The sequence below is a fragment of the Corallococcus exercitus genome (assembly GCF_003611585.1).
Lineage (GTDB): Bacteria > Myxococcota > Myxococcia > Myxococcales > Myxococcaceae > Corallococcus > Corallococcus exercitus.
The window spans coordinates 1-9,437 of the sequence record NZ_RAVW01000387.1; the positions used below are offsets into that span (position 1 = coordinate 1).

9 protein-coding genes and 1 pseudogene are annotated in these 9,437 nt (G+C 68.9%); 6 read left to right on the top strand and 4 right to left on the bottom strand.

Annotated features, from left to right (window positions below; genetic code table 11):
* A pseudogene (locus tag D7W79_RS33080) lies at positions 1-475 on the bottom strand (LVIVD repeat-containing protein); the annotation flags it as partial.
* A 452-nt stretch (positions 476-927) separates the two neighbouring features.
* Here D7W79_RS33080 and D7W79_RS33085 point away from each other — a divergent pair.
* Complete coding sequence (locus D7W79_RS33085) at positions 928-2,178, top strand: zinc metalloprotease (RefSeq protein WP_120529345.1); 1,251 nt, start codon at positions 928-930, stop codon at positions 2,176-2,178.
* Here the strand turns inward: D7W79_RS33085 and D7W79_RS43960 are convergent, their stop codons facing one another.
* Complete coding sequence (locus D7W79_RS43960; RefSeq protein ID WP_158617110.1) at positions 2,179-2,322, bottom strand: hypothetical protein; 144 nt, start codon at positions 2,320-2,322, stop codon at positions 2,179-2,181. It abuts the gene before it with no gap.
* Positions 2,323-2,374: 52 nt separating this feature from the next.
* The gene (locus D7W79_RS33090; RefSeq protein WP_244222104.1) at positions 2,375-3,163 is read right to left on the bottom strand and encodes an alpha/beta hydrolase; all 789 of its coding nucleotides are present in this window, start codon (positions 3,161-3,163) and stop codon (positions 2,375-2,377) included.
* Positions 3,164-3,276: 113 nt separating this feature from the next.
* Between D7W79_RS33090 and D7W79_RS33095 the strand changes: the two genes are divergently transcribed.
* From D7W79_RS33095 to D7W79_RS33105, 3 genes are all read left to right on the top strand, one after another.
* A complete protein-coding gene (locus D7W79_RS33095) occupies positions 3,277-3,945 on the top strand; it encodes a response regulator transcription factor (RefSeq protein WP_120529346.1) in 669 nt (222 codons plus the stop codon).
* Positions 3,935-5,125 (top strand): sensor histidine kinase, encoded by a 1,191-nt coding sequence (locus D7W79_RS33100; protein ID WP_244222105.1) that lies wholly within the window; start codon positions 3,935-3,937, stop codon positions 5,123-5,125. Before D7W79_RS33095 ends, D7W79_RS33100 begins: the two co-directional genes overlap by 11 nt.
* A gap of 115 nt (positions 5,126-5,240) precedes the next feature.
* Positions 5,241-6,704 carry a hypothetical protein gene (locus D7W79_RS33105; RefSeq protein WP_120529347.1) on the top strand — a complete coding sequence of 488 codons (1,464 nt, stop codon included), beginning with the start codon at positions 5,241-5,243 and terminating at the stop codon, positions 6,702-6,704.
* 54 nt (positions 6,705-6,758) lie between these two features.
* Here the strand turns inward: D7W79_RS33105 and D7W79_RS33110 are convergent, their stop codons facing one another.
* Positions 6,759-7,646 (bottom strand): LysR family transcriptional regulator, encoded by an 888-nt coding sequence (locus tag D7W79_RS33110; protein WP_120529352.1) that lies wholly within the window; start codon positions 7,644-7,646, stop codon positions 6,759-6,761.
* Between the two features lie 130 nt (positions 7,647-7,776).
* Here D7W79_RS33110 and D7W79_RS33115 point away from each other — a divergent pair, with 130 nt between their 5' ends.
* Entirely contained in the window at positions 7,777-8,484 is a 708-nt protein-coding gene (locus D7W79_RS33115; protein WP_120529348.1) for a glutathione S-transferase family protein, read from the top strand.
* Positions 8,485-8,590: 106 nt separating this feature from the next.
* On the top strand, positions 8,591-9,437 hold an 847-nt coding region (locus D7W79_RS33120; RefSeq protein WP_244222106.1), incomplete at its 3' end, for an APC family permease.

Sequence of the window (9,437 nt, forward strand, 5' to 3'; positions counted from 1 at the left end):
GCACATACTTGATGGTCGCGCCCCGGGTCGTGGTGTAGCCGCTGACGAGGAGCATGCCCTGGTCGTCGAACTGCTGCCGGGTGATGGGACTGAAATTCAGGCTCCCGACGCCGCCATCCTCCGGGAGGAGGATGCCGGCGCCCCCCCATGGGTACTCGCCAGAGCTGGGCCGCATCTCGGTCTGGTAGATGCCGTGCCGTGACGCCTTGCTGAGCGCGCCCAGGTTGCATTTTGACAGGTCGAAGAGGGCCGGGGTGTCGCAGTCGAGCTGGGTTTCGAGTGGGGGGGTGAACTCGCAGGGAGCGAAGACGCCCCGGTCAATCCAGTCGCTCTTCTCTTCGATGGGGGTGGAGGTGCCGTCCCAGGCGACGACTGGAGGTATGCCGGCGTCCGGTGTCCCCTGGGTGTCAGCGCAGGCCAGCAGCAGCATGGGACAGGCCAGCAGCACTCCCAGATAACGGGGAAGGCAGCTCATCGACGGCCGCCATTGCTGGCGGCGTACGATGGGTGCGTCCACATGCACTCACAGCGCAGAACGGTTCTCGTCATGCAGAGAGGAGACCCGCGCTACCGCCGTGATGCACCGCACTCGCTCAGTGCGGTATCCGGCTCCGTGAAAAGGACCATTTCGGCAGAAAGGCTCCGCGCGGCCGCTTGAGCCGCGATCTCTGGCGGGCTCGCGGGGGCGTGAACTCAGTGGAGCAGGCGCTGGGGGATGGAGGAAAGGGACTGCACGCGTGATGCGTGACGGCAAACCGTCGTCTCGGTGGCATGTCCCCTGCGTAATCCCGAGGGCGTGACCGGAGCGTGACGGGCGCCGCAGGCCCGCGCCCAAACAAGGATTAAATGCCTAAGCAGAATATACGGAAATATGTCAGGATGGTCGAGGCCGGCTTGACGCTGGCCCTTGAGCCCCAAAGGAAGACCATGTCCAAGCTCCAGAAGACCTTGCTGACGGCGTCCGTGACCCTGCTGGGATTGAACGGGTGTGGTGGCGGTGAAGGCGTGGAGGGGCCGGCGGAGGCCCTGCCGGCGGTGGCCCAGGGGGTGGTCGCGCAGGCGGCGCCCGGGTGCCTGGCTTCCGACGTGGACACGGATGGCGACGGTGTCTGCGACGTCGTGGAGGCGCAGTACGGCACCAACCCGCAGAGCACCGACACGGACGGCGACCGGCTGAGTGACTATGCGGAGCTGTTCGGTTCCGGCGGCGTGAACCTGCCCGCGCTGGGCGCCAACGCGCGCCGCAAGGACATCTTCATCGAGGCGGACTACTACGCCAACCGCAAGCCCACGCAGGGCGCCCTCAACCGGATCATCGCCTCCTTCGCCAACGCGCCGGTGTCCAACCCGGACGGCAGCACGGGCATCACGCTGCACCTGACGCTGGACCAGCAGATCGCCACGGCGGACGAGGACCTGGACCTGAACCCGGTGTGGACGGACTTCGACACGATCAAGGCGAAGTACTTCGCCGCCGCCCGCGCGCCCTTCTTCCACTACATGCTGTTCGCCAACAAATACAGTGGAGGCACCTCCAGCGGCATTTCGCGCGGCATCCCTGCCCACGACTTCGTGGTGACGCTGGGCGGCTGGCCCACGCCGGGCGGCACGGAACTGCAGCAGGCCGGCACCATCATGCACGAACTGGGGCACAACATCGGCCTGCGCCACGGCGGCACGGACAATGCCAACTACAAGCCCAACTACCTGAGCATCATGAATTATGAGTATCAGGTGTATGGCTTCACCGTCAGCGGCACGGCGAACGTGTTCGACTACTCACGCGTGCGCGTGGCGTCCTTCAACGAGGCGGCCATCAACGAGGTCGCGGCGTTCACGCCCGTGGCCCCCACCACGGAAGCGGACCTGGCGAAGATTGGCGGGCTGCGCATGGTCAACGTCCAGGTCGCCGGCAACGCGAGCGCCAACCTGGACATGAACGCCAACGGAAGCATCCAGACGGCCACCTACGCCCGGGACCTCAACCGCGACGGCAGCACCGCCACGGTGTTCCCCGCGTCGCAGCACGACTGGCTGGCGCTGGTGTTCGATGGCGCCGGCACCATTGGGGACAGCGCGCTGGGCACGTCACGCGCGCTGGACCGCGAGCAGACCTTCCTGGTGGCACCTGAGAAGGTGGAGCCCTGCCTCACCGCTGACTCGGTCGTCGCGCGGTAGTCAGTAGAATGCACAGGAGGCGAGCCGGAACCGGGCTTGGACCACGGTCGGCTCGCCCTCCGGCTCGCTGAAGAGCAGGGCTTCCACCGCGTACTCGCCCGGTGGCAACGGCTGGCGATACCCGAGAGTCCACCTGCGTCTCATGACCGGGAGTCTACGCCGCGCACCGGTTCCGATGCGCGGAAGATGGCTCTCGCTACGGCAGTCGCTGTGCCTCGCTCAACCAGCGACGGACCTCGTCCAGATACTCGCGCGGCAGCGCGTGCCCGCTGTCGAAGGCCCGGCGCGTCTTGCGCTTGGAAGGCGCGGCCTCGAACAGCTTCCGGGTGTCCTCCTCTGTGGAGAAGGGATCTTGGTTCGCGCTCAACAGCAGCCAGGACTGATGAACCTTGCCCATCCGGTTCACCGGCGCGGCGTCGCCCAGCACGGGGTCGACATGGGGCGGCACCATCGTCACCAGGTGGGTGACGCGAGGCTCGCGCGAGGCCAATAGGAGCCCCACCTGGGCACCCATGCTGTAGCCGGCGACGAGCACCCTCGGCGGCTTCTTGCCGTTGGCGAGCACCTTCGTGAGGAGCACCTGCGCATCGCGCACGGTGTCGGCAATCATCGCTTGATAGGGACCGGGCTCTCCCGCGTGCGCTCGCTTCGCGAGGGCTCCGGGCCGGGCATCGGGGGTCGCCCTCGCGCCGTGCCGCCTCGCGTCCATGAGGTAGACCCGGTAGCCGGCGCTCCGCAGCTGCTCCGTCAGGACGCCACCGAAGGTCGGCTCCGCGTCGGACAGCCAGTCATCCTTGCTCCGGGTGAGGCCGTGCAGCAGGACGGCCACGGGCGGATTCGTCCCCTGCCCTTCCGGCTCCAGCACCCACACGGGAATGGGCGACCCATCCTCCGCGCGGACCTCCAGTGAGACAGCGGGGCTCGCGGCCCGGGCCACGGAGGTGGCGAGGAACATCAGCCCCAGCAACAGCGAACGCTTCATCATGGACGCCTCCATCAAGAGAGGCGCAGGAGCCTGCGGGAGCGAGGGTCAGCCAGGCGTCACCCGCCAGCTGACCTCCGTTTGACGTGACCGCGGGTAGCATCCGGGTCACTCCCATGCGTGTGCTCGTCATCGAGGACAACCGAGACCTCCAGGCCAACATCGCCCGCTTCCTGGAGCCGGACTTCCTGCTGGACTTCGCGGGCACCGGTCCCGAGGGGCTCGCGCTCGCGCTGGCCAATCCCTACGACGTCATCGTGCTGGACCTGATGCTGCCCGGCATGAGCGGCATCGAGGTGTGTGAGCGCTACCGGCAGGTCGCGCCCCGGCTCGTCCCCATCCTGATGCTGACCGCCCGGGACACGCTCGAGGACAAGCAAGAGGGCTTCCAGGCGGGCGCGGATGACTACCTCGTCAAACCCTTCTCGCTCCGGGAGCTGCGCTGGCGTCTGGAGGCCCTGGCGCGCCGGCCCGTCCCCCCGAGCGGGCGGACGCTGACGCGGGGCGGACTCACGCTGGAGCCGGAGAGCGGACAGGCGCGCTGGGGTGGGCGCACCGTCCGGATCAACCGCACCGAGGCCCTCCTCCTGCGGTGGCTGATGGAGGCCGCCCCTGAAGCCGTCCCCGCGGCGACGCTGGCGCAGCGGCTCTGGGGGGACGACGCCCCTGACTCCAGCGCGCTGCGCACCCACGTCTATGCCCTGCGCAAGGCGCTCGCCGGGCTGGGGCTCGACGATGCCATCACCACCCGCCGCAACGAGGGGTACCGCCTGGATGCGCGCTAGGACCCGGTCGGTGCGCGCCATGCTCCGGCGCGCCATGGGGCTGTCCGCCGCGTTCGCGCTGATGATGATGGGCGGGTTCTTCACGCTCTTCAGCTACGACCTCGAGGACGTCATCTTCAGCCGCATCGTGGCCGCGGAGGCGGACCGGCCCGAGCCGGGCCACTTCCCCGGAGTCACCCGGTATGACGGCCACTCCGCGCTGCCACCGTGGCTCACGGAGCACCTGCGTCCTGGCGCGCCTCCGGGCGAGTACGAGGTGTCCGCCGGAAGCCACGGACACTTCCACGTCGCGGTGCGCCCCGGCGCGGATGGAGACCGCCGGTACTTCGCGTTCGACGTGACTCGCCTGACGAGCACGACGGACAACCTGAAGCGGACCGCCGGACTGCTCCTCACCAGTGCCCTGCTGGCGCTGCTGGCCGCCGCGCTGCTCGCCCGCCTCGTGGCCCGCAGGCTCGGCCGGCCGCTGGAGCGGATGGTGGAGTGGAGCCAGGCGGAAGGGGCACCACCGCCCGAGGATGACGGCGGAGTGACCGAGGTCCGCGCGCTGCTGGACGCGCTGCACGCACGCGACGCGCGCATCCAGGAGCAGCTGGAGCGTGAGCGGCGGTTCAACCGCGACGCAAGTCATGAGCTGCGCACGCCCCTGGCCGTGGCGCAGGGCGCGGTGGAGATCCTGGAACTCGCTCCACCGCAAGACGCGGAGACGTTCGACCGCCTGCGCAGGGCCGTGAGCCAGATGGGCCTGCTGACGGAGGGCATCCTCTGGCTGGCCCGGGAGCCCCGCTCCGAGGAGCGCTGCGACCTGCACCGGGTCTCGCGAGAACTGCTCGCGCTGTACGGGCACCTGCGGCGAAGTGACAGCATCGAGCTCATCATCGAATCCGCTGGCGAAGTCCACGCTCCCCTCCCCGCTTCCGTCGCCAGGGTGATGATGGGCAACCTCCTCAAGAACGCGCTCGCATACACAGACGCGGGGCGCATCGTCATCACCCTCGAGCCCTCGGCGTGGATCCTCTCCGACACCGGGGTCGGCTTCGGCCGTGCCGAGCCCGGGAGCGAGAGCCACGGCATCGGACTGTCGCTGGTGGAACGGCTGGCCCGGCACTTCGGGTGGGTGCTGACCCTTGATGCCTCGGAGCCCCGAGGCACCCGCGTGCGGCTGAGCTGGCGCGTCTAGCAGGACTCCCAGCGCCGCGGGCTCGTCGTGGGAAAGGCGAGGCTCGTCGTTCGATATGGCCGCGGCCGGGTTGCGTTTCCCCTTCACCGTGAAACGGGATGAAGGGAATCACGCAATGCGCTCGGCCTGGCTCGTGGGATGGATGGCGTTGTTCTTCGTGGTGGGATGTGCGGGCCGCAGGAGCCTCGAGACGCCGGACTACGAGGCCATCTACGACGCACCGCTCGAAGAGATGTGGCCGTCGGTGCGCGAGTACTTCAAGGGCGCGAACCTGAGCTACCGCGAGGACAAGGACAGCCGCGTACTGGAGACCGAGTGGAAGGAGGAGTTCGGTGGCTCGAAGATCTCGGGCTACTGGCACCGCTACATGGTCATCGGCAAGCGGGAGACGCCCACGACGAGCAAGCTGTGGGTCATCCGCATCACCAAGACCGTGAACAAGGCCCTCATCCAGCCCGGCAGGCAGATCGACTGGGGTGTGCGCCGCGACCTGTTCGGGCCGCCCCCTGACGGCATCCCCCTGTCCGCGGAAGACGACGAGGATCGGCTCAACTTCCCGCGCGGGGAGAATGGCTTCTACGTGGACTCCGCCCAGGGCACGCGCGACATGACCATGGAGTGGAAGGTCTTCCACGGCGTCGCGCCCCGGCTGGCGAAGAAGCAGGAAGCCGCGCCCGCGCAGCAGGTGGCCAGGGCGCCTGAAGCAAAGGACGTCCCGGCCTTCACCGAGTGCGGCCAGGCCATCATCGGCCTGAAGAAGCAGGTGCAGCCGGGCGGAGTGATGCTGCTGGGCGAGCTGCACGGCACGCAGGAAGTGCCGCGCTTCATCGCGCAGTCCGTCTGCCAGATCGTCACAGCGGGCCTACCGGTGTCCGTGGGGCTGGAGCTCCCCGTGGAGAACGAGGAGCGCGTGGAGCACTTCCTCCAGAGCCATGGCGAGGAGGCGGACTGGCTCAAGCTGATGGAGGCCCCCTTCTGGCGCAGCCCCTATCCGGACGGCCGTAGCAGCGAAGCGGTGGCCAACATGCTGGAGCAACTGCGCCAGCTGCGAGCGCAGGGCCTGGACGTGTCGGTGTTCGTCTACGACCACCCGAAGCTCACGGGCCAGAAGCGAGAGGATGCGCTCGCGGCGACGGTGCTCTCACACGTGAAGGCGGAGCCCGCGCGCTACCACCTGGTGGTGAGCGGCAACATCCACTCGCGCACCGCACGGGGCCTGCCCTGGGACAAGGGCTACCAGCCGATGGGGCGCTTCCTGAAGACGCAGCTCAAGGACGTGGTGGCGCTGGACATGGCCTACGACAGCGGCGCGGCGTGGATCTGCGCGGCGGACCCGGTGAGCCGCAAGCTGGAGTGCGGCGTGAAGGCGACGAAGGGCCATGACAACGGCGACCGCTTCTTCGTGCACGTCTGGGACTCGGCCAACGCGGAGGGCTACCAGGGGGTGTTCTACGTGGGGCGGGTGAGCGCGTCGGAGCCGGCCATCCAGAAGGGCCTGGGACGGCCGGATGCGAATGACCACTCGGTACTGCCGCGGGCCGAGGAAGCGGACGCGGTGGCTTTGCGCCGGGTGCGGTGACGAGCCCTTCCGGCATTCGCGCCGCGTCGTCGCCTCGCCCCGTCACGAGGACGCTCAGGCCACGCTGGCGCCCTCCATCAGGAAGTCGATGACGGCGCGCACGGCGGGCAGCTGGCCCCTGCGGTGTGGCGTCAGGATCGTCGTCGTCACCGTGCCCGCGGTCCAGGCGGGAAGCACACGCACCAGCCGTCCGGCCTCCACGTCCACGCGGGTGAACGTCTCCGGCAGACAGACGACGCCCAGCCCGGCCGTGGCCGCCTTCAAGAGCACCAGCGACTCATCGGCGGTCATGCGCGCCCGCGGCATCACAGTGACCGTCTCCCCTGCCCGCCCGCGCAGCCGCCAGGGAGTGGCCGTGGCGCTGATCAGGACGCCATCGTGTTCACCCAAATCCTCGGGCCTGCGAATCCTGCCGCGGCTGGACAAGTAGTCGGGCGACGCCACCAGGATGATGGACTCCACCGCCAGCCGTCGCTGCACCAGGCCTGACGAGGGCAAGGGCGAGAAGTGACTGCGCACGGCGATGTCGAAGCCCTCCTGCACCAGGTCCACGAAGCGGTCCGTCGCGTGAAGATCGACGCGCACCTTGGGATGCGCCAGCGCCAGCAATGGCAGACGGCCCGCGAGCCGGAACTGCGCCGTGGGGATCGACGTGGTGATGCGCACCACCCCACTGGGCTCCGCCTGCCGGCGGCGCACCACGTTCTCCGCGGCCTCCGCCTCCATCACGGCGGCGCGGGCATGGTCAAGGAAGTCCCGCCCCACGTCCGTCAGCGTGAAGCTCCGCGACGTGCGCTGGATCAGCCGGGCGCCCAGCGCGTCCTCCAACTCGGCCACGCGCTTGCTCACCGTGGACTTGGGAATGCCCAGCCGCCGCGCCGCCGCGGCGAAGCCACCGCTCTCCACGGCCTGGACGAAGAGCTGGAGGTCGTTGAGGTTCAAGGGCCGCGCCTCATCGTCCACGAGTGTGGACCTTGCGTTCGCGTTCCACTGTCTACACGGCGCGCGTTGCCACGGCCATCTTGTCCCCATCGAAGGCATCACGCCTTCCACTTCGGACAGGAGCTTCACCATGGCACTGCCTACCCTCTTCTACGGTGTCCCCTCTGGCTGCTCGTTTGGATCCATCGTCGCGCTGGAGTGGCTGGGCCGGCCCTACCAGCTGTGCCGCATCGCCATGCCGGAGGACGTCACCCACGCGGACTACCGCCGGATCAACCCCATCGCGGAGACGCCCACCTTGATGACTGAGACGGGCGCGCGCATCAGCGAGAGCATGGCCATCCTCAACCACCTGGGCGCGCGCGGCGTGGGCACCGGGCTGTCGTTCGCCCAGGGCACCGAGGACTTCGACCGGTTGAACCAGATGCTCGCGTACCTGAACACCACCTTCTTCAGCGCCTTCTCGCCGCTCTGGTACGCGCTCGAGCACGCCGAACTGCCGGAGTCCGAGAAGCAGGCGCTGCGCAACCATGGGGCCCGCAAGGTGGTCTCCGCGCACGCGAAGCTCGAGGCCCTGATGGGCGACACGCCGTGGCTTCTGGGCAGCCACCGCACGCTGGCGGACGCATACTTCATCGGCATTGCCCGGTGGACCCGATACCACGAGGTGCTGGACCGCCGTGACTACCCGAAGCTCCAGGGCCTCTTCGAGCGGCTGGAGGCGGACGCCGGCGTGCGCTTCGCGCATGCCATTGAAAAGGGCGAGACGCCTCAGGGCAGCGGCGCATTCCAGGGGCACATCCACCTCGCGGAGGCCCTGCGACGGCTGCCCGCGTGAGCCGGGAGGCCGCCCCAGGCGCTCGTCCAGGGCAGGAGCACGGCTTCTCGCGAATTCGCGGATTCGCCGCAGCTGTGCTCCAGTGGGTTCCCCTCCCCTTTCATCCATGACCACCGAAACCCATTCGCCTCCTCCTGACCTGGGCATGCGGCGCGCGGTATCGCGCTGGGAAATCGTCGGGTTCTCCATCAACGACGTCATCGGCAGCGGTGTCTACCTGCTGCCCGCGGCGGCCGCCGCGAACCTGGGCTCGGCCAGCACGGGCGCCGTCGTGCTCGCGGGGCTGGCGGTGCTGCTGCTCGTGCTCTGCTTCGCGGAGGCGGCCAGCTACTTCGACACGCCCGGCAGCGCCTATCTCTACACGCGTGAAGCCTTTGGAGAACGGGTGGGGTTCCAGGTCGGCTGGATGACGTGGCTGGCGCGCGTCTCGTCCGTGGCCTCGTTGTCCGTCGGCTTCTCCCGCGCGCTGGGCTTCCTGTGGCCCGCGGCGAACTCGGGCATGGGCCAGGGATTGGCCATCGCCGTGCCCCTGCTCGCGCTCACCGCCATCAACGTCGTGGGCGTGAAGGGCGGTGCTCGCACCGCGGTGTTCCTCGCCATCACCAAGACGGTGCCACTGCTGGTGTTCATCGCCGTGGGCCTCTTCTTCGTGTCCGTGCCGCTGGCGACGTCGGTGGCGCCCAGGGAGGGAGGCAACCTGGGGTCCGCGGTGCTGCTGCTGCTGTTCGCCTATGCCGGCTTCGAGAACACGGCGGCTCCGGCGGGCGAGTTCAAGAACCCACGCCGCGACGTGCCCTTCGCGCTCATCGTGCAGATAGGCGTTGTCACGCTCATCTACACGGCGGTCCAGTGGGTGGCGCTGGGCACGTTGCCCGGGGTCGCGGATGCGCAGACGCCGCTCGCCAACGCCGCCGCGCGGTTCCTCGGGGGTTGGGGTGGGCTCCTCATGACCT